The organism is Tardiphaga sp. vice154 (assembly GCF_007018645.1).
In the GTDB taxonomy this organism is placed as follows: Bacteria; Pseudomonadota; Alphaproteobacteria; order Rhizobiales; family Xanthobacteraceae; genus Tardiphaga.
The window spans coordinates 1,507,562-1,527,325 of the sequence record NZ_CP041399.1; the positions used below are offsets into that span (position 1 = coordinate 1,507,562).

The 19,764-nt window shown below is 59.5% G+C and carries 22 protein-coding genes and 1 pseudogene; 11 read left to right on the plus strand and 12 right to left on the minus strand.

The features are described 5' to 3' along the window. Positions 1 to 168 precede the first annotated feature (168 nt). On the minus strand, positions 169 to 810 hold the full coding sequence (locus FIU28_RS06995) for an ATP-binding protein (protein ID WP_143572264.1): 642 nt from the start codon (positions 808 to 810) through the stop codon (positions 169 to 171). 59 nt (positions 811 to 869) lie between these two features. On the opposite strand from FIU28_RS06995, the gene FIU28_RS07000 reads away from it, so the two are divergent. Beyond that, positions 870 to 1,178: a hypothetical protein gene (locus FIU28_RS07000; protein WP_143572265.1), complete on the plus strand. Its 309-nt coding sequence runs from the start codon at positions 870 to 872 to the stop codon at positions 1,176 to 1,178. 10 nt (positions 1,179 to 1,188) lie between these two features. Continuing rightward, entirely contained in the window at positions 1,189 to 1,398 is a 210-nt protein-coding gene (locus FIU28_RS26855; RefSeq protein ID WP_143572266.1) for a PRC-barrel domain containing protein, read from the plus strand. A 76-nt stretch (positions 1,399 to 1,474) separates the two neighbouring features. Here the strand turns inward: FIU28_RS26855 and FIU28_RS07010 are convergent, their stop codons facing one another. From FIU28_RS07010 to FIU28_RS07030, 5 genes are all read right to left on the minus strand, one after another. Beyond that, complete coding sequence (locus FIU28_RS07010) at positions 1,475 to 2,905, minus strand: TadE/TadG family type IV pilus assembly protein (protein WP_143572267.1); 1,431 nt, start codon at positions 2,903 to 2,905, stop codon at positions 1,475 to 1,477. 462 nt (positions 2,906 to 3,367) lie between these two features. Next, complete coding sequence (gene istB, locus FIU28_RS07015; RefSeq protein WP_143572268.1) at positions 3,368 to 4,162, minus strand: IS21-like element helper ATPase IstB; 795 nt, start codon at positions 4,160 to 4,162, stop codon at positions 3,368 to 3,370. Continuing rightward, positions 4,159 to 5,658, minus strand: coding sequence for an IS21 family transposase (gene istA / locus FIU28_RS07020; protein ID WP_143572269.1), 1,500 nt, complete (start codon positions 5,656 to 5,658; stop codon positions 4,159 to 4,161). Before istA ends, istB begins: the two co-directional genes overlap by 4 nt. Before the next feature lie 171 nt (positions 5,659 to 5,829). Next, positions 5,830 to 6,438 carry a general stress protein gene (locus FIU28_RS07025; RefSeq protein ID WP_143572270.1) on the minus strand — a complete coding sequence of 203 codons (609 nt, stop codon included), beginning with the start codon at positions 6,436 to 6,438 and terminating at the stop codon, positions 5,830 to 5,832. A gap of 13 nt (positions 6,439 to 6,451) precedes the next feature. Continuing rightward, a complete protein-coding gene (locus FIU28_RS07030; RefSeq protein WP_143572271.1) occupies positions 6,452 to 6,766 on the minus strand; it encodes a PepSY domain-containing protein in 315 nt (104 codons plus the stop codon). Between the two features lie 540 nt (positions 6,767 to 7,306). Between FIU28_RS07030 and FIU28_RS07035 the strand changes: the two genes are divergently transcribed. The 3 genes from FIU28_RS07035 to FIU28_RS07050 all read left to right on the plus strand — a co-directional run bounded on the left by FIU28_RS07035 (position 7,307) and on the right by FIU28_RS07050 (position 9,185). Further along, entirely contained in the window at positions 7,307 to 7,699 is a 393-nt protein-coding gene (locus tag FIU28_RS07035; protein WP_143572272.1) for a hypothetical protein, read from the plus strand. 37 nt (positions 7,700 to 7,736) lie between these two features. Continuing rightward, entirely contained in the window at positions 7,737 to 7,925 is a 189-nt protein-coding gene (locus FIU28_RS07040) for a hypothetical protein (protein WP_143572273.1), read from the plus strand. Between the two features lie 124 nt (positions 7,926 to 8,049). Further along, positions 8,050 to 9,185, plus strand: a protein-coding gene (locus FIU28_RS07050; protein WP_210245486.1) for an IS3 family transposase whose coding sequence is annotated in 2 segments (ribosomal slippage) — positions 8,050 to 8,302 and positions 8,302 to 9,185 — 1,137 coding nt in all. Because the reading frame shifts where the segments join, the coding sequence is not laid out codon by codon here. Positions 9,186 to 9,259: 74 nt separating this feature from the next. On the opposite strand, the gene FIU28_RS07055 is transcribed toward FIU28_RS07050, so the two are convergent. Both FIU28_RS07055 and FIU28_RS26340 read right to left on the minus strand, forming a co-directional pair. Then, positions 9,260 to 9,460: a DUF6894 family protein gene (locus tag FIU28_RS07055; RefSeq protein ID WP_143572275.1), complete on the minus strand. Its 201-nt coding sequence runs from the start codon at positions 9,458 to 9,460 to the stop codon at positions 9,260 to 9,262. A gap of 42 nt (positions 9,461 to 9,502) precedes the next feature. Further along, on the minus strand, positions 9,503 to 9,646 hold the full coding sequence (locus FIU28_RS26340) for a hypothetical protein (protein ID WP_168202878.1): 144 nt from the start codon (positions 9,644 to 9,646) through the stop codon (positions 9,503 to 9,505). Positions 9,647 to 9,996: 350 nt separating this feature from the next. On the opposite strand from FIU28_RS26340, the gene FIU28_RS07060 reads away from it, so the two are divergent. Next, positions 9,997 to 10,200, plus strand: a complete 204-nt coding sequence (locus FIU28_RS07060; protein ID WP_143572276.1) for a hypothetical protein — start codon at positions 9,997 to 9,999, stop codon at positions 10,198 to 10,200. A gap of 446 nt (positions 10,201 to 10,646) precedes the next feature. Here FIU28_RS07060 and FIU28_RS26860 read toward each other — a convergent pair. The 4 genes and pseudogenes from FIU28_RS26860 to FIU28_RS07090 form a co-directional block, all read right to left on the minus strand. Further along, positions 10,647 to 10,970: pseudogene (locus FIU28_RS26860) on the minus strand (TolC family protein); the annotation flags it as partial. 326 nt (positions 10,971 to 11,296) lie between these two features. Continuing rightward, positions 11,297 to 12,130, minus strand: coding sequence for an alpha/beta fold hydrolase (locus FIU28_RS07075; protein WP_143572278.1), 834 nt, complete (start codon positions 12,128 to 12,130; stop codon positions 11,297 to 11,299). A 348-nt stretch (positions 12,131 to 12,478) separates the two neighbouring features. Beyond that, complete coding sequence (locus FIU28_RS07085) at positions 12,479 to 13,828, minus strand: purine-cytosine permease family protein (protein ID WP_143572280.1); 1,350 nt, start codon at positions 13,826 to 13,828, stop codon at positions 12,479 to 12,481. Between the two features lie 324 nt (positions 13,829 to 14,152). Continuing rightward, on the minus strand, positions 14,153 to 14,755 hold the full coding sequence (locus FIU28_RS07090) for a MarR family winged helix-turn-helix transcriptional regulator (RefSeq protein ID WP_143572281.1): 603 nt from the start codon (positions 14,753 to 14,755) through the stop codon (positions 14,153 to 14,155). Between the two features lie 314 nt (positions 14,756 to 15,069). On the opposite strand from FIU28_RS07090, the gene sufB reads away from it, so the two are divergent. The 5 genes from sufB to FIU28_RS07115 all read left to right on the plus strand — a co-directional run bounded on the left by sufB (position 15,070) and on the right by FIU28_RS07115 (position 19,692). After that, the gene (gene sufB, locus FIU28_RS07095) at positions 15,070 to 16,548 is read left to right on the plus strand and encodes a Fe-S cluster assembly protein SufB (protein ID WP_143572282.1); all 1,479 of its coding nucleotides are present in this window, start codon (positions 15,070 to 15,072) and stop codon (positions 16,546 to 16,548) included. Continuing rightward, positions 16,545 to 17,303: a Fe-S cluster assembly ATPase SufC gene (sufC, locus tag FIU28_RS07100; protein ID WP_143572283.1), complete on the plus strand. Its 759-nt coding sequence runs from the start codon at positions 16,545 to 16,547 to the stop codon at positions 17,301 to 17,303. Before sufB ends, sufC begins: the two co-directional genes overlap by 4 nt. Positions 17,304 to 17,373: 70 nt before the next feature. Then, positions 17,374 to 18,702 (plus strand): Fe-S cluster assembly protein SufD, encoded by a 1,329-nt coding sequence (sufD, locus tag FIU28_RS07105; RefSeq protein ID WP_143576081.1) that lies wholly within the window; start codon positions 17,374 to 17,376, stop codon positions 18,700 to 18,702. A 117-nt stretch (positions 18,703 to 18,819) separates the two neighbouring features. Further along, entirely contained in the window at positions 18,820 to 19,230 is a 411-nt protein-coding gene (locus tag FIU28_RS07110) for an SUF system Fe-S cluster assembly protein (protein WP_143572284.1), read from the plus strand. A 90-nt stretch (positions 19,231 to 19,320) separates the two neighbouring features. Next, complete coding sequence (locus tag FIU28_RS07115; protein WP_143572285.1) at positions 19,321 to 19,692, plus strand: HesB/IscA family protein; 372 nt, start codon at positions 19,321 to 19,323, stop codon at positions 19,690 to 19,692. The last annotated feature ends 72 nt before the right edge of the window (positions 19,693 to 19,764 follow it).

Sequence of the window (19,764 nt, forward strand, 5' to 3'; positions counted from 1 at the left end):
TGATAGCACTATCCACTGTGTCCATTCTAAGCCTAGCGGTTGCAAAGAACTGAAACGTCGCAGATCTGTCAACGCCGGAGAGATTTTACAGCGGCTGGCCGGAGTAAAAGTGCAGCACGGACGCAAGCAAGAAGGCCCCCGATCGGGGGCCTTCTTGCTTTTCGCGTTTTATTCCTGAGGGGCCGCGTCCGCCGGCGGTTCTGACCGCGCTCGGCGTGACCGGCGCCTGGAGTCGGCGAGCCTGAAGCTGTCGCCGTTCATTTCGAGGATATGGACGTGATGCGTGAGGCGGTCGAGGAGCGCGCCGGTGAGCCGCTCGGAGCCGAACACGGATGTCCACTCGTCGAACGGCAGATTGCTCGTGACCAACGTGCTGCCTCGCTCGTAGCGCTGGCTGAAGACCTCGAACAGCAGCTCGGCCCCGGTCACAGAGAGTGGTACATAGCCGAGTTCGTCGATGATCAGCAGCTTGTAGCCGGCGAGCTGACGCTGAAGACGCAGTAGCCGTTTTTCGTCGCGCGCTTCGAGCAGTTCGTGGACCAGAGCCGACGCCGTGATGAAGCCAACCGATAGACCCTTCTGGCAGGCCGCCAAGCCGAGCCCGAGCGCGATGTGGCTCTTGCCCGTGCCGCTGTTGCCGACAGCAATGATGTTTTCGCGCCGCTCGACGTAGTATCTCCCGCGCGGCTCCGATCTGTCGCTGCTGTCAACGCCGGAGAGATTTTGCAGCGGCTGGCCGGAGTAAAAGTGCAGCACGGACGCAAGCAAGAAGGCCCCCGATCGGGGGCCTTCTTGCTTGTCGCGTTTCATTCCTGAGGGGCCGCGCCCGCCAAGCCAAAGGTCGCAGTCAATACGAGGGTAACGTCAACTTGCCGGCATTTATTTCGGCAAAGATCTTAAAACCCTTTATTCCTAATGAGTTGTACGTGACGTCGAGCCAGATCGAGTTTCGGACAATGAAAAGCGGGAAAGCTTTTGGTTACCCGGCGGAATTGCTACCAAAAATCGGCGGCGTTTTCATCGACGCGGATGAAGCTGGCAAGCTTACAGCCATGCAAAAGAAAATTGCGGCCAAAGCCCGCGTCTTTAAGCCCTGCTTAGGTCGTGATTTGCACGCCGCGAGGCCGCAGTATCTTCGTGTTTCCGTGAAACACGCTTGGCACAATCCACGGACCTAGGTTGGCAAATATGTCACGAGCGGTAAACTGCGCAGGCGCAATTCTGGCGGCGCTCGCGGAGGCCCAATCAAACTTGATTGGCAGAGCGGTTGTTCTAACCGATGGAAAGGCGGGAACGGTCGGGAGCGTGAATCTCGATGAGGATCACGGTCTTCGAATCACCATTGATGGGCACGATGGGAATTGGCCAGTTTCGACTATTAAGATGACGGCGGCTTGATCATCCCGCCGTAATCTTGAGCGACGATCGACTGATAGGACGCGGCATCTCCGACCGGCGAGGCACGTCACGATGATCAATTGATGATATGCGCCGATATCAGCGCCTGCTTGAACATCGCATTCAGCGCGGCGGTGATATCGTCCGGGGTGTTGGCTGTGAAGAAGAAGCCCGGCGACGCGCATTGCGTCAACGCACCGGGGATAGAGGGGATGATGGCGTTGACGTAATAGTCTTCGTTATTGCCAAAGCTGGTCGGATTCTGGATCGGCTGGTACGGGATATAGAGCACCGAGATCGTGATGCCGCGGTTCTTCATCGCCGTGCAAAGATTCTTGTCCACCACAGTGGCGTGATTGTCGCCAGACCAGTTGCCGCCCCACTGAATCTGGTTGTTCTGCGCGCCGTCCGTGATCAGAAAGACGAAGGGCAGCGTGTCGGTCGCGGTCGAACCCGTACCGACGCTGGTGATGAGCGTGTTCATTCGCGGAAATGCGTTCTCGAAATGCGTGCCGCCGGAGCCGAGCGTGGCATTCTGTCCGGTGTCTAGCAGGCTCGCCAGATTGGCCGCGGCGTAGTTGATCGTGGATGTGTTGCTGGACGATCCCGAAATGGCGCTCGTCAGCCCGAAATAGGCGTACAGATTTTGGATGTAGGGATACAGTCCGATCCGGAACTGGTTCGCCACCTTCGCCGTGGTGTTGGCGGTGATGAGCAGCTGCTGCACGGCATAACCGACTGCGTCCGCGCGCAGCTGAATGCAGGCGGACGTGCCCGGTGTCGAGCATGCCGTGACCGGAGTGTTGAAGGATTTTCCGGCCGTGCGCGAGAGCGAAAATCCCATGCACTTGCCGCCGGTGGAATATTTCTGGTCGGAATCCGCACAGGCGTTGGCGCCGGTGAAATGACAGGCGAAGGTGCAGCCATTCGGATAGGATTTGTAATTATCCGGATTAATGGCGGCGAGCCGGGTCTGTTCGGCGTCGGTTGATGGCAAACCCATCGATCCCGACACGTCGAGCATCAGATAGAAATCGAGAAAGGTCGGCAGCGATGCCTCCGAACTTGACGACCCCGAAACGGTCATGGTGCGCCAGCCGGCAATCGCCATGAAGGTGGTCGCCACCTTGGCGGTGAACTGGACCGAAGCCCTTACGAATTTGCCGTCCTTGATCACGGTGATGGTGGGCGTCAGGTTGGTAACGCCGGCGATCGTCGATGTCCGACCCCCGAAGAATTTAGTGGCGTCGTCGCCGCCGGCGCTGACCGTGCCGTCGGTCATCATCGCCTGCGCGGCGAGGAAACCCGGGGACTTCGCGGAAACCGCGGCGACGCCGGCCGCGTCCGCGGCGCTCTGCAGCGCCGAGCGCACGCTGGCAGCGCGGCTGTAATCCACCGCGCATCCGATGGCGATGATTAACGGAACGACCGTGATGCCGAAGAGCAGCGCGATGCTGCCACGCTGATCCCGGCGAAAGCGGCCGATCAATCCAAGCCAGTCTGTCATCTCAACTTACGCCCTTGCTGGTCGCAAATCACCATGACGCCTCCCGCCGGGTGTCCGCACGACGCAGCACGTTCTGGCTGCGTCGTAAGGAGAGAAGTACCACGGAGAGGTTAGAAGAAACCTAATTGAATGCAGAAAGCTACCTGTGCGGGGGGTATGGTATCAAATTGCCGGATGGATAGCAGTAGCCCTCGCGGACCGAGTCTGTTATCTAACGCCGGGACGCCCGCTGGACGCTGCGCGCTCTTGGGCAATGCTTGAAGCCAGCAAGTCTTGTTCAGCTGTCCAAAGCTGACGTCAGACTTTCAACGCACTGTCGAAGCTTGATAAGGGCTAAATCTGTAGGCTCATCTTCGACATTGTCAACGCCGGAGAGATTTTACAGCGGCTGGCCGGAATAAAAGTGCAGCACGGACGCAAGCAAGAAGGCCCCCGATCGGGGGCCTTCTTGCTTGTCGCGTTTCATTCCTGAGGGGCCGCGTCCGACGGCGGTTCTGACCGCGCTCGGCGTGACCGGCGCCTGGAGTCGGCGAGCCTGAAGCTGTCGCCGTTCATCTCGAGAATATGGACGTGATGCGTGAGGCGGTCGAGGAGCGCGCCGGTGAGCCGCTCTGAGCCGAACACGGACGTCCACTCGTCGAACGGCAGATTGCTCGTGACCAACGTGCTGCCTCGCTCGTAGCGCTGGCTGAAGACCTCGAACAGCAGCTCAGCCCCGGTCACAGAGAGTGGTTCATAGCCGAGCTCGTCGATGATCAGCAGCTTGTAACCGGCAAGCTGACGCTGAAGACGCAGTAGCCGTCTTTCGTCGCGCGCTTCGAGCAGTTCGTGGACCAGAGCCGACGCCGTGATGAAGCCAACCGATAGACCTTTCTGGCAGGCCGCCAAGCCGAGGCCGAGCGCGATGTGGCTCTTGCCCGTTCCGCTGTTGCCGACGGCGATGATATTCTCGCGCCGATCGACGTAGTCCGAGCGCGCCAGTTCCAGCACCAACATCTTGTTCAGCGATGGCAACGCCAGGAAGTCGAAGCTATCGAGGCTTTTAACGGTCGGGAACCGCGCCGCCTTGATCCGGCGCTCCACCATGCGTCGCTCGCGATCAATCATCTCCATCTCGGCCAGCCGCATCAGGTAACGCGGATGGTCGACGCCTTCAGCCGCACACAGCCGGGCGACCTTGTCGTACTCCCGCAGGAACGTCGGCAGCTTCAACGCCTTCAGATGGTGGGCGAGCAGGATCTGCGGCGCGTCGGTCATACCGCCGCACCGGCCAACAGATCCATGTACGACCGCGCCGATGTTGTCGCGACCGTCGCTTTGGGCAAATACGGATAGATCGTCATGTCGAGGCGTGGCGGACGCCGCTCGATGCGGCATAGCACCAGATGCTTCACGGCATCGAAGCCGACCGCTCCACGCACGATGGCGTCGCGCACGGCGGCCGCCACGTCGTCGACCTTGAACACCTCGATCAGCCGCAGCACCTGCACAAACTCGCGCTTGCCGGACCTGCCCATACGGGCCTCAAGCAGGCGGCGCAACGTCGCGAACTCCTCGGGCAACTTCCAATCGGCGAGCGGGGCTGCCTGGTCGAGCGCATTGGTTTTCTGCTCGATGAGCGCCAGGTAATGCAGCGGATTGAACACGAAGTCCTCGCGCGCGTAGGAGCGGGGATGGCGCGCAATCACCTCGGCTCCGCAGGCGATGATGACCTCGTGCACGTAGCCACGGACCAGAACCTTCTGGTGCCCATAGGCCGTCGGCACCGAGTAGTCATTCAGCCGATAGCGCACCAGCGAGAGCGAGTTGACGCTGCCCGGCTTCTTGTCGCAAGCGTCGTAGGGTGCCGGCAGCGGCTTCTGGAACGCGGCGAGATCGTGCTGCAGCCGCTCGCCAATCGTGCCGTCATGGCCGCGCAGCCGTTCCGCAAGGCGCCTCCGGCACCCCTCCAGAAGATGCCCGTTCAAGGCCTCGAAGTCAGCGAACACGGGGATCGGCACCAGGAAGTTCCGCCGCGCATACCCCACAAGCCCCTCGACCTTGCCCTTGTCGTTACCCTTGCCAGGGCGGCCAAACCGATCCGTGAACAGGTAATGCGATTGCAGCTCGCTGAACACGCGCGTGCGCTGACGCTTGCCATCGCCGAGAATGCGGGCAACCGCGATCCTGGTGTTGTCATAGAGGATCGACTGCGGCACCCCGTCGAAGAACGCGAATGCTCGCACGTGCCCGTCGCAGAACGCTTCCGTCGTCTCCGCCGGATAGCCCACCACGAAGATCGCGTCGGAGTGCGGCAAGTCCATCGCGAAGAAGTGGATCTTGCACTCGACGCCGCCGATGACGCCGATCGCTTCGCCGAAGTCGGCCTGGGCATGCCCCGGCGGATGCGCAAGCGGCACGAACATCTCCTGCGTCCGCTGCCGCCAGCCGGCAACGTAGTCCTTCACGATCGTGGTCTTGCCCGTAAACCCGTGCTCGTCGCGGAGCCGCTCGAAGATCCGCTTCGAGGTATGCCGCTGCTTCTTCGGCCGGTCCTTGTCGGTCGCCAGAATCGCATCAATAACACCGCTGAACTCGTCGAGCTTCGGCCGTAAAGGCGGCTTCCTGCGCACGTACCCGGGCGGCACCGAGAACTTCAGCATCTTCGAGACCGTCCTGGCGTTGATGCCGAACCGGTCTGCCGCAGCGCGCTCGCTGATCCCCTCGATCAGAACGGCGTGCCGGACCCGCGCGTAAAGCTCCACTGTCTTCATCCCCCGTCCCCTGCCGTTCCTGACAAAGGACTCTAACTGCCGCAGTTTTACTCCGGCGCAGCCAATCAAATCGGCCGCTTCAGTGAGGCAGTATTGCTCCGGCTTTTACAATCGTTGAGTTGCCTAAAGCGCAGCAATAAAAAAGGCCCGCCGAAGCGGGCCTTTTGTATATTAGCGCGGGCCGTACAGTTCACGCTCTTTACGAACCTCGTCCGCACCATAGGGCTTGCTTGCCGGATCGTACCCGGTCCAGCCGCTCTTCTGCCAAGCCGTGCTCCGATCGCGCAGGTTAACTGACGACTGGTTTAGGATGGTGTCAAACCGACTCCGCTCGGCATCCGGCACCTTAGCTGACACCAGGGTGCCCCCTCGGCGGACGCCTTCCGCATATAGCGGCGCCTCATCTTTCGGTACTCCGGCCTCGGTCAATGCGCCGACTACGCCACCCGTTAACGCACCCGCGGCTGCGCCGACGGCGGTTGCAGCAAGCCAGCCAGCGGCGACGACAGGGCCGAGACCTGGAATTGCTAGAAGACCGAGGCCCGCCAGCAACCCGGCTGCGCCACCGAGACCTGCACCGACACCTGCTCCGGTACCAGCGGCTTCAGCACGGTCATCGACCCCGTCGCCGTCACGATCTTTTTTGCCGCCATACCAATTGTCTGAATTATTGGCGACAATGCTTATTTCTGAATGTGGTACGCCAGCGGCCTCAAGGCCTGTAACTGCCTGTTGGGCTGCGGCATAAGTATCATAGAGTCGCGAGATGGTTACGGTCATCATAATCTCCTGATTATTTGGCAGCGTTTACGTTGCCCTGAAAGTCCACGCTAATGGAGCTTGCCGAGCCGGCTTTGTTTGCTTTGCCCCGCCAGACGCCATTGTCGTCTTTCTTAAGGTCGGTGACGTCTGAGTAGCCGGCCTTCTCGATCGCGCTTTTCGCCTGTCCTTCGGTGAAGGAATTCCGACCCGCTACGGGCGCGTCAGAATTTTTTTGATCGCTATTGATGGGGTTATTGCCTGGCCCATCTTTCGCGGTCGGTGCCTGAGCAAATGCTACGCCAGAAGCTAAGACCGCTATTACGGTCATCGACATAAAACGTTTCATATGTTTCCTCACGAGTTAGTGTTGGGCGCTTTCAACTCGCGCAGAGCTGGACGGTTCCCTTGGAACTTAGCCGAGCCGGAGTGTACGGTCGCGGGGAGGTCAACGTCGCGGCCGCCCAGCGGGATAGCGGCGGTTATAATGCACTCCACTGATCGAATTCCGCGGTCTTGATGGCCGTCAATCCAATCATGACCATCTTGCCGTCGCGGTCGATGACCTATTCGATATCGACCGTTCAAATCCAAAGTCAACGTGGCGCCCGCGATCTGCGCCCATCGAAGGCTGAAAGGATGGGGTGCTCTCCATCGCCGCATCGCACGCAGCAATTGCCGCTCTGCAAACGGCAGCCGCGGAGGGGCCGGTCGTAACGTGACCTTCCCCTCGAATCACTTGGTGCCGCCAGTAGCGCGCTTGGAGACGACCCGCTTCCGATTGGTCCGCTGTGCACAACTTCCGGATCTGTGGACATCTGACATTCGACGCAGATACCGTCACAGTCTAAACGGGATCGCGCAGGTCGGTCGAAAACGGAGCGGGAGTGTGTCGCTGCAAGTGGCGATTGTGAAGGTACTGGCAAGCTATCCCGACGGCCGCGCCACGGTCGCCTCGATAAACTGTGACCTTGCGATTCTCGCCGGTGCTGGACCGGGTTGGACCGAGAGGCTTAAGCGGCTCGCGGCGCGCGTCCCGGATCTCGATATTTTCGGTCAAGGCATGGTCACGCGTGACGACGCTGGGTGGCAGCTAACCGACGCCGGCCGAGACGTTCTGCACGTGATGGAAGCGCCGGTTCCGGATATGCAATGCGCAGCGGTGCCTAGGTTGGGGATCGTCCCGGAAGCAGAACGGCCGCTTTCACCACTCAGGATCGTCCGCCTGAAAGATCGAAGTCGACGGCGCCGTCGGCCGGTGGCTTTGATTCAAACAGCTTGAACCTGCACCACGTCGCAGCGCCGCACGGGCGTGACCATTGACGAAACGCGAGCCTGCACCGATGGTGTCTTACGTAACTGAAATTCACAAGGATGGCGGGCGGCGGGGCATCACGACTCACGCCGGGCCTTTGGAAAAAGCCAAGGTGGAGGCCGCTGAGGCACTCAGGCAACACCGGGCCGAGTTCGTCCTAGTGATCGACCTCGACAACTTCGCCGAGGTTTAGTCCTTCCATCGTGATACTTCAGGACTGAGCTGCACCCGGTTCCGAAGACACCAAGTTAGGTGTTTGGACTGCCCCTATATCCGTAGACAAGCCCGGCCTATCCTTTGAGCATAGGAGGCAGCTTGTGAGTACACAGAGATTTACCCCGGAATTCAAGGAAGAAGCCGTCAAGCAGGTCATCGACCGAGGCTATGGCGTGCCAGAAGTCGCGGCCCGTCTGGGCGTTTCAGCGCACAGTCTTTACAAATGGGTGAAGGCCGTTTCCTCCGACAAATCCGAGCAGCACTCGAAAGAGCTGCTCGAAGCCAAGAGCGAGATCTTACGCCTCCGCGCGCAGGTACGGCGGGTGGAGGAGGAGCGCGATCTGCTAAAAAAAGCCGCGCGGTACTTTGCCAGGGAGCCAGAGTGAAGTACCGCTTCATGATCGAGCATCGGCATGATTACGCGATGACGCTGATGTGCCGGGTGCTTCGTGTCGCCCGTGCCGGTTTCTATGCGTGGCTGCAAGAGTCTGTTTGCGATCACGCAAAGGAAGATACGCGATTGCTCGTCCTGATCCGTGCATCGTACCTGGCCAGCCGCGGGGTCTATGGCGCACGGCGGGTGTTCGGCGATTTGCGGGAAGCTGGCGAAAGCTGCGGTCTTCATCGTGTCGAGCGCCTCATGCGCAAACACAAGATCAAGGCCGTACGTGGCTATAAATCGCCACGCGCGATCGTTGGTCGCCCGTCAATCATTGCGCCCAATCATCTGCAGCGCGCGTTCACCGTAGATGCGCCCAACACGGCCTGGGTGACCGACATCACCTATATCCGAACATGGCAGGGCCGGCTGTACCTGGCAGTGGTGGTTGACTTGTTTGCTCGCAGGGTCGTGGGCTGGTCGATGAGTGCCAGTCTCTCGCGAGAACTGGCCCTGGACGCGCTGCTCATGGCCGTATGGCGCAGGAAGCCTGACAGACGGGTCATCGTGCATTCCGACCAGGGCAGTCAGTTTGGCAGTGATGACTTCCGTCGATTTTGTCAGGCGCATAACCTCGAGCCAAGTATGAGCAGGCGAGGCAATTGCTGGGACAATGCTGTAGCGGAGTCCTTCTTCAGCAGTTTAAAAAAGGAACGTGTCCGCAAACGCGTCTACAAAACCCGAGATCTGGCCCGAGCCGACATCTTCGATTACATTGAGGTGTTCTACAACCGAACCCGCCGTCACAGCCATCTGGGCGGCGTCAGTCCCGAGGCGTTCGAAAGCGCCGCGGCATGAGGCTGGGATTTTGTCCACGAGACCGGCAGCAGTCCACTCAACGCCGCCTCTCGCGAGATACGCCTCTTGCATCTTTAGAACGGCACCTTGTGAACTTCGTCTCCGTCCTCGTCGATTACAACGACGTTGCGGGCGTCCTTGCTCGCCTGAATAAGTGCGAGCTGGTGGGCAATGAGTTCGGCCTGCTTCTTGGCTTGTTCTTCGTTTCTTAGCTCCACCCCTATAAGGTCGTCGAGCTTCGTGCCGTCTACGATAGGGAAGTGGAATCTGGGCATATGTCCTCCGCGCGGTGCAATGCCTGGACCTGAGGGATGTTCCTAATCCGACCGTTTCTTGTCCGCCGCGACACGAAGCTGACCGGCTTCCTTCATCGCTTTTGAACGGGCAGGGCCGTGTGGAAGCTGACGCGCCGCCTCAAGGGCATCATGTGCCTTGGCATCAAGCTCCCAATATTCGCTCATCTCGGCGCCCGGAGAGAAGTCTCCACCCACTGTGCCGACACGGAATCCGATTGCCCAAGACTGACCGATTCAGTCTTCATCGTGTAGCAGCGTCCGCATTCATAGACGTGGCTCTCAAAACCCCTGACGCCGGGATCTACCCGCTGGAACTCCATGCGCCCCTGGCAACGTGGACATCTCGGTGTCTCGGTCATTTCGGCCCCGATTTAAAGAGACTGAACCCCGGGTTCCTCCAAGAGTTCTATCACGGAACCGAAAGTTCCGCCTTGCCTTATGTTAACCATTTATTCTTATCAGGGCAAAACAAGGTTTGCCATGGGACTCGATTATATCCGCTGGAAATTGAACACATGCGGCTGCAAATTCGCCGCCAGCGCTCTGACATCCTTCGCCTTCAGCGGGCGGGTATCGACATCACGTCGGCCGAGGCCCTGCTGTCCCGGATGCAGGACAAGGTGGACGGGCTTTGCGCCGAGCGGGAACGTCTTGTGGGGGAGCAACGCCTCCGGCTCGGGAAGATTGTGAAGGGGACTCCAGCCCGGAGCAGGGCGTGATGGACAACCTGCGGCGTTTTCCGCCCTGGACTATGGAGGAGTGTGACCACGGCTTCACCGTCCGTGACGGCTCTGGATTGTTCTTGCTGACGGTCCCGCATCGCGAAGACTTGCACGTCCGGGGCTACCAATACGCCCAACAGTTTCTCTCACGGGACGAGTCGCGGAGGATTGCAAAAGCGATATCGCGGCTTCCTGATCTTCTCAGGCGTCCGCCGTACTGATTGCGATTTAGTAACCTTAGAAAAGCACCCGTCTGACCGGGAGGGGGCCACAATCAGACGGGCCAAGAGAAGCCTCGGGAGGAGCTAAGGCTTCGCGCGACAACCTGAGCGATCGCACGAAGTTCCAGCGACTGGAACTATATTAACCGGCAGAGTCGGCCACCCGGCGGACAGTCTTCCAGGTTCCTTCTACGCTCTGCCAGAGCGCGTTGACATTCATCGCCGTGCTTTTGCCGACACCAGATCTTGCTGGGCGTTCAGGACGTCCACCGTCGTGCGCTGGCCGCCGCCGCCCTCGCGTTGCACGCCAGCCAGGGCGACGCCAGCGGCGCGAACTTCGGATTCGGCAGCGCTGACTGCGGCCTTGGCGCCTTCGTTGGAGACCCAGGCCGCGGTGGCGGCTGTGCGAGCCTGGTTGCGAACCATATCAAGTACCAGCCGGCTTTGCGTGGTGAGTTCCTTGCCCTGCTGAGGCTGCGCTGCGGCCAGTCCGCCGTCATAGACTGGGGCGGTGACCGCCGCCACGACCGAACCCTGGTTCCAAGCGTGGCGGGAACGGCTGAACATGGTTCGGGCCACACACTTAGCCGTCAAATCGGGCAAGTTGCAGTTCGAACAAGCCCCATTCGCAGGAAAATAGATGCCGAATTTTCGTTTCCAGCTGGTCGATGCGACCACCGTCGCCGACCAAGGCGAACAGCCTTTCGAACAGGACAAGCAGGCTGTGGCCGCTGCGGCCGGCATGGCGCGCATGACCTGATTGTCGCCCGTCCCGAGCTCCGGGACCGCGGTTTCAAGATCCTGTCACCGACGAGACCGGGGAGGAGATCCATCTCGCTCCTCTCGATCCGATCAGACCTCTCTAGGCGTGCTCAAGGCACCATCGTTTGAGGGTCGAACACGGCCAATCTTCGCGTAACCGCCGATGTAAGGTCGCTCGATGAATTGTCGCTGAGAAAGCGGTCCAGCGTCGCCTCGATCGACTCTTTCACAAGATCGGGACCCCGGTCGCTCATGTCGGTGTGCCGAGCATCGGTCTGGACGATGTCGATTCCGGCGGCTTTCGCCGCCTCCTCGTCCGGGACCACGCCGGGATCCGCCTTGAAGACGTTGTCGTGCGACCGGAAGGACAGGATCTTGAGGCGGGCGTCCGTCACGAACGGAACACGAAGGTTGTCCAAGGTAACGACTTGTTTCACCCGCGAGGCGTGCTGCTTCGCGTAGTACATCGAGATGTCGCCGCCATTCGAATGGCCCAACAATGTAAGGTCGCCGTAGTCCGCGTGGGGCTGCCGTTTTTCCATTTCGCCGAGCACGAAGTCGATGTTGGCCTCGCCCCGCTCGTAGATCTGCAGCCGCCCCGCATATAACGCGCCCTTCACGGTGACCAAGGGGGCATCGCTCGGCAGGTCGTGCTGGATGCTGAGCACGAGATACCCCCGGGCCGCCAGCGCGTTCGCGATGAAGGAATATTCGGTGTTCTTGACAGTATTGCCTTGGCTGATCACCGCGACAGGCAGCGTCGAGTAGCCGGCGTCAGCCTTGATTTCGGCGTCGCGGCGGACGGCCACATCCACCATGACGTCGCGGTTTCGCACTTGATCATGCAACTCCAGCGATTCATGGCGAATGGCTAATTTGCTGAAACAAAAATATCCGCCGATCGCGACAACGGCCAACGATGCCGCGACTTTCCACTTGTTCACCTATCGTCCCTAACTTCTGTCATTCATCATTGAGGAAGGCACACCCTTTACCTCTTATACCAAATCTCAGAAATTGTGACTCGTTGACGATTCCCAAATCAGTTTCGCTCTGATTCATTGGTGGCGAACGATTGAGGTTCGTCATGTCTATCTGACCGACGTCCTCATGCGTATCGTCGATGGTCACCCGATATCGATTAACTGCTGCCGTGGGCCTACAGAACGCAATACCTCAAGGCCGTGACCTAAGAACAGCGCTTACGATCGATCATCGCCCGGTGCACGATTACACGATGACGAACGACGTTCAGTACATTCCGCCGGAGGCACGGCTTCGTTCAATCCGGATCAGCGAGTCAGCCATTCTGCTGGTTGGTGGCCCGGGCCGTTTGAACAGTTGTTGCCGTCGCTAAAGGCCCAGGGCTTTCCGGGGCGAGTCAACCAAGCCAGAACAAACGTTAACGCCAGCGTGGGCAGGGCTGAGCCCCACTGGGGCGCCCATTTGGTGAGCGTATGGTAGAGCGCAATCCCGGCGAGCCACAGCAGTGCGGCCGTGATGTCTACTTTGCGCGATGAAAGCTCAAACTCGGGTTTCCCCGAGCCGAGCCGGCCTAGTATCACGCCATACAGGGGCACAAAAACAGAGCTCAACATGAGCAAAAAGGGCTCGAGGCTGTGTATGGGAAGTACCAGTGCCAGACCCGTACACAGCACGGCCAGCAGCAGACCCCAGCGGCGGATGCTCCAAGCGGGCTTAAGGCTGTGCGCAGACACCGAACCCGAATACACATCGCCATAGGCGTTGTCCAACTCGTCGATCAGGATCAAGCCAAGGGCAATTAGGCCGCCTTGTGCAAGCAGCAGGGCGCCGACGAGATGGGTGCCGGGCTCGGCTACGCTCACAACCATCACACCTAAAGTGTAGCACCAAATGTTGGCCATCGCATAACCCAACCAAGTTCCGCCAAAAGTGCCGCGGCGACTGCGGCCATAGCGGGCATAGTCGGCCACCAGTGGCAGCCAAGACACCGGCATGGCAATCACTAGATCCATCGCCGACATTAGGCCCATGCTGCCATTGCCCGGGCGAGCCCAAAACACATCAAACCCTTGAGCATGCAACTTCGAGCCAAATTGCCACGTCAGCCACAGCAGCGACGCAATCACCAGCGGCAGACCAAAGCGGCTCACAAAGCGGCGTACCAGTGTGACCATCGAGCCGGCCATCAGCGCCGTCAGCACGCCGCCCCACAGCAATGTGGTCAGCACCATGCCTGGTGGATCGTCGAGCGATAGGCCCAGGCTTTGCTTGCCAATGGCCGCAGTGCCCTCGCGCATGATTACCAGCTCAAATGTGGTCCAGCCAATCAGCTGCGCGATATTGAGCATCACAGGCAGCCGTGCAAACATGCTGCCGTAGGTGCGGTGCATCAATCCTGCACTCGACAGACCGCTGTCGCAGCCCAAGCTGGCGGTCCAAGCCAGCAGACCCCCACCGATCAGGGAGCCCAGCACAACGGCCATCGCGGCGTCGTGTGTGCCGACCGCAGGCACAAGATAGGCACCAATTTGCATCACCAGCAAGCCAACGCCAAGGCTGAACCAGAGCGAAGCGTGCGTGTTCCAAGCGAAAATTCGGCTGGATGTCTCCAGAGGCGTCAATGCCTCGTTACTAGACGTTTTGGATATAGTTGCCATCAGTAGGGTTCCAAGGTTGATCGATTGTTCGCCAGCAACTGATTGAAACGGGATTGATAAGCTGGACTTGCTTGATGCCTCGGATTCCGATTGCCTCCTTTGCCGCAGCTGGCATTATCACGTTAGCGCAGGCGTTTTCGGGTTTTGACGGAGCCCGCTAAGTTGAGAATGCTACAACGCCATAGAATGAAACTGACGGAGTCTTGGAAATCTCGTTAACGTGGCAATGCCACCTCGACGCAGTCCATGTACTTGCACTTGATGCATTCGTCGTTGACGATGTAGGTCAATCAGGCCTCCTTCCGGCAGATTGCAGAGGTCAACTCATTCACCATGTGCGCCATCGCGATGCTCGCTCGTTGGCTGATAATGGACGCATAGAAGACCCGTGTCCTCGGGCTCGATCGGAACGCCGAACAGTAGACATTTGAGGGACGAGAGGGGTGCGTTCGTTTCGTCGCAGCAGGTTTTTCCACCGAGGTGCGCGCAGTCCTGGCAAACCCCGAAGCGCCGATGTGCCCCACTCGCAGCGACAGTGGTCAGCACTTGGTGCAGGGCATGGTGCATCGCAGTCTGCTCTTCCGCGTCGAGCGAATTCACGGCGCGCACTAGAACTTCGAACGGATCGCGCGCAACCGCTTTATTACCTTTGCCCGTCAATCGGAGATTGACGCTTCGCCCATCCGCCGCGGATCGGCGTCGGACCAAGTACCCACCTGCCTCAAGCGCCTTAATGGTTTGCGTTGCCGTGCCACGGGTGGTCGCTTGAAACTCCGCGAATGCCGATGGATTCCGGGAGTATTGATTGGCGCGGGCGAAGTAGCGGAGCGCCATCCATTGGGCGGGACTGAGTTCGCCGTCATAGCCCTCGGCTTGCACGAGCCGCCCCACCAGTATCAGGAGTTCCGCCGTTTCACGCGCTAACATGATTGCCTCTTCGATGAATCCGTACAAGGATAATAGCGTTTCGAATTCAACTTGACAACTGATTGGATGACAAATAGTTTTGTTTCGAAAGTAATTAGAGCGACAGAGAAGCTAATTAAGAACGACAGAAGAGAAATCTCGTACCGGTATTGTCACGTTAGCGCAGCAAAAGAGTTTTCGGGTTTAGACGGAGCCCGTTAAGTGAATGAAAATGGTACAGCGCCATGGAACGAAACTGGCGGAGTTTGAAAGCAAATTCTCTCAACGTGACAATGCCAACCCGCGGTCCTTGAAACCGCAGCGGAGGAAGAAAAATGCCGGCAGTTCAAGAGACCATCGAGCGAGTCCGTCACCTCAATGTCGACCAGTACAAGTACGGGTTCGTTACCGATATCGAGTCCGACAAGGCCCCGAAAGGGCTTTCTGAAGATACCGTTCGTTTCATCTCGGCCAAGAAGAACGAACCGGCCTGGATGCTGGCCTGGCGGCTGGAAGCCTATCGCCGCTGGCTGACCATGGAAGAGCCGACTTGGGCGCGTGTCCACTATCCGAGGATCGACTATCAGGATCTGTATTACTACTCGGCGCCGAAGCGCAAAGAGCTGGCTTCGCTCGACGAAGTTGATCCGGAAATCCTAAAAACCTACGAGAAGCTCGGAATTTCTCTTCGCGAACAGGAGATGCTCGCCGGTGTCGTGCGCCCCGAAAGCGAGCGCCGCGTAGCTGTAGACGCTGTGTTCGATTCTGTTTCGGTCGCAACGACGTTTCAGGCCGAGCTGAAAGCAGCTGGCGTCATTTTCATGCCGATCTCGGAAGCGATCCGTGAGCATCCGGACCTCGTGAAGAAATATCTCGGCACGGTGGTGCCGACCACCGACAATTATTTCGCGACATTGAATTCGGCGGTGTTCTCCGATGGCTCGTTCGTTTACTTGCCGCCGGGCGTGCGCTGCCCGATGGAGCTGTCGACTTACTTCCGCATCAACGAGGCAAACACCGGCCAGTTCGAGCGCACGCTGATCATCGCCGACAAGGGCGCTTATGTGAGCTATCTCGAAGGCTGCACTGCGCCGCAGCGCGACGAGAACCAGTTGCATGCCGCCGTGGTCGAACTCGTCACCCACGACGATGCCGAGATTAAATACTCGACGGTGCAGAATTGGTATCCGGGCAACTCCGAAGGCAAAGGCGGCATCTACAATTTCGTCACCAAGCGTGGCGATTGCCGTGGCAAAAACTCAAAAATTTCGTGGACGCAGGTCGAGACGGGCTCGGCGATCACCTGGAAATATCCGAGCTGCATCCTGCGCGGCGACAATTCGCGCGGCGAGTTCTATTCGATCGCGATTTCCAACGGCTACCAGCAGGTCGATTCCGGCACCAAGATGATCCATCTGGGCAAGAACACCACCAGCCGGATCATCTCCAAGGGCATCGCGGCGGGCGTCTCGCAGAACACCTATCGCGGCCTCGTCACCGCGCATCGCAAGGCCACCGGCGCGCGTAACTTCACCGCCTGTGACTCGCTGCTAATCGGCGACAAGTGTGGCGCACATACCGTGCCCTATATCGAGGCGAAGAACTCTTCCGCGCTGTTCGAGCACGAAGCCACCACGTCGAAGATCTCCGAAGACGTGCTGTTCTATTGCGTGCAGCGCGGGCTGTCGCAGGAAGAGGCCGTCGGTCTCGTCGTCAACGGCTTCGTCAAGGACGTGCTGCAGCAACTACCGATGGAGTTTGCGGTCGAGGCGCAGAAGCTGATCTCGATCTCGCTGGAAGGGAGTGTTGGATGACCGCGTTGCTCGAAGTCAAAAATCTCAAGGTTCAGGTCGAGGACAACGAGATTCTGCATGGGCTGACGCTCACCGTGAACGCGGGCGAAGTGCACGCCATCATGGGGCCGAACGGCTCCGGCAAATCGACGCTGAGCCATGTCATCGCCGGCAAGCCGGGCTATGAAGTTACCGGCGGCGAGATACTGTTCAAAGGCGAGGACCTCTTCGAAATGGCGCCGGATGTGCGCGCCGCCAAGGGCGTGTTCCTCGCGTTCCAGTATCCGGTGGAAATTCCGGGCGTGGCGACGATGACGTTCCTACGCACCGCGCTGAACGCCCAGCGCAAGGCGCGTGGAGAGAGCGAATTCTCGACGCCTGAATTTCTGAAGAAAGTCCGCGAGGTCGCGGGCAAGCTGAACATTCCGCAGGACATGCTGCGTCGTGGCGTCAACGTCGGCTTCTCAGGCGGCGAGAAGAAGCGCAACGAAATTTTGCAGATGGCACTGTTTGAGCCGAGCCTGTGCATCCTGGATGAAATGGATTCAGGCCTGGATATCGATGCGCTGCGCGTCGCCGCCGACGGCGTCAATGCTTTGCGCTCGAAGGATCGTGCGATGGTCATTATTACGCATTACCAGCGGCTGCTGAATTACATCATTCCCGACTTCGTGCATGTGATGTCGAAAGGACGCGTCGTGAAGAGCGGCTGTAAGGAACTGGCGCTGGAGCTGGAGAAATCCGGTTACGCCCAGTTCGAAGACGTGGCGGCTTGACGCGTAAGCCGCAAAAGTGAGCGCCAGTTTTATAAGTGGAATACGCGTAATTGATAGAACGGTTTGAATGATGAACGTTGCAGTGGCAAAGACAAACACCGGCCGGGCGCTTGGCGAAGCATTCACCGTCGAGCGCGAGCGGCTGCCCGGTTCGGGCATGGTCATGGATGCGCGACGGAAGGCGTTCGAGGATTTCGGGCGATTGGGCCTGCCGCATCGCCGCGTCGAGGACTGGAAATACACGGACTTGCGCGTCTCTATGCGCGAGGTGCTTCCGCTCGCGGCGCCCCCGGATCAGGCGGCATTGACGCGAGCCGCTTCTGCCTTGAAGTCGCTGCCAGTGGAAGGCGCACGTCAACTTGTTCTGGTCGATGGCCTATTCGCGCCGCAGTTGTCCAATCTCGGAAAGCTGGAAAAGGGCCTTACCATCCGCGCGCTGCGCGATGTGCTGGAGTCCGGAAACGATGTTATCCGAAGTCAGCTTTTGCAGTCCGGCACTTCCTCTGATCCGATGATCGCGCTGAACACGGCGCTGATGACTGACGGCGTTGTCGTCGAGGTCGGCGATGGAGCTGAACTGGTGCAGCCGCTGCATATTGTCCATTTCGCCAGCGGCGGAAGCCCTGCGGCGATGGTCACACGCTCACTTCTGAGCGCCGGTGACAATACAAAGGTTACGCTGATCGAGAGTTTTATCGCGGCGGAAGGCGCAAAAGCCTATCAGGTCCACGACGCGCTGGTGGTATCCCTCGGCGCGAATGCGCGGCTCGATCATGTGCGTCTGATGCAAGATGCTCGCGACGCCTTCAATATCTCGACTATCCTTGTTACGCTCGGTGCGAAATCCCATTTCAACACGTTCAACCTGACGGGCGGCGGCAACCTCAGCCGCTATCAGGCGTTCATCACGTTTGCGGGCGAGCATTCCCGCGTTGAGACCAACGGAGTCAACCTGCTCAACGGCACCCAGCATGGCGACACCACGCTGTTTCTCGATCATGCCGTGCCGAATTGCGCGAGCCGCGAAGTGTTCCGCGCGGTACTAGACGATCGCGCCCATTCGGTGTTTCAGGGCCGCATCGTCGTACGTTCCCATGCGCAGAAGACCGACGCCAAGATGATGACGCGCGCGTTGTTGCTCTCGGATGAGGCCGAATCCGAGAGCAAGCCCGAGCTGGAAATTTTCGCTGACGACGTGACCTGTGGTCACGGTGCGACGACCGGCGCGCTCGACCAAAGCCTATTGTTCTATCTGCGCGCGCGCGGCCTTTCCGAGAAGGAAGCGCAGGCGCTACTGATCGCGGCGTTTGTCGGCGAGGCGATCGAGTCCATCGTCGATGATAATCTGCGCGATATCGCTGTTGTCGTCGCGGAGCGATGGCTGGCGGCGCGAGGCTGACGATGCATCCGGCGGTCGCAAACGGCTCATACGATGTCGCGCGTGTGCGGGAGGACTTCCCGGCGCTGAGGTCGATACGCTGGCCGAGTCCATGGTCAAGGCACGAGAGGTTTTCGCATGAGTGACGACACGCCCACCGTTGAAAAGCCCACCACAGAAAAGCTCGCGACTGGCGCGCAGCCCGCGCCGGCCGGAAAACCTTCCGCGCTGCCGGAGGCCGAGATCACCCGGCTCACCGACGAGATCGTGACCGCGCTCAAGACCGTCTACGACCCAGAAATTCCGGCCGACATCTACGAGATCGGCCTGATTTACCGCATCGACATCGCCGACGACCGCACGGTGAAAGTCGACATGTCGCTGACCTCGCCCGGTTGCCCGTCGGCGCAGGAACTGCCGGTGATGGTGGAGAACGCCGTTGCCAGCGTGGCGGGCGTCAAGGAAGCCAACGTGGCGGTGGTCTGGGACCCGCCCTGGGATCCGAGCCGGATGTCGGAAGAAGCGCGCGTCGTCCTCAACATGTGGTAACCTAATCCTCGGCCTGAAGCCCCCACATTGAGGGAGCAATCGTTTGTTAAATTCAACCTGTTGCAATTTTCAACTGGCTCGGAGAACATGATGGCCACAGCCCCGCTGAGACCCCAGATGATGCGGCTTACGGATGCTGCCGCAGACCGCATCAAATCCGTGATGGCTAATGCCGGCCGACCGATCGTTGGCGTGCGCGTGGGCGTCAAGAAGGGTGGCTGCGCCGGCATGGCCTACACCATGGAATATGCGGAGAAGGCCGGGCCGTTCGACGAGGTGGTCGAGGACAAGGGCGTGCGCGTCCTGATCGACCCCAAGGCGGTGCTGTTCCTGCTCGGCACCGAGATGGGCTACAAGGTCGAGAAATTGACGGCACAGTTCGTGTTCAACAACCCGAACCAGACGTCCGCCTGCGGCTGCGGCGAATCGGTTCAACTCACTCCGGCGACCGAAACGCACTAATTTCGACAAGGCGTCTTTCGATTGACGCGGACGACATCCGCGAGATGTTGCCGCCTTCCGGCGAAATGAGGA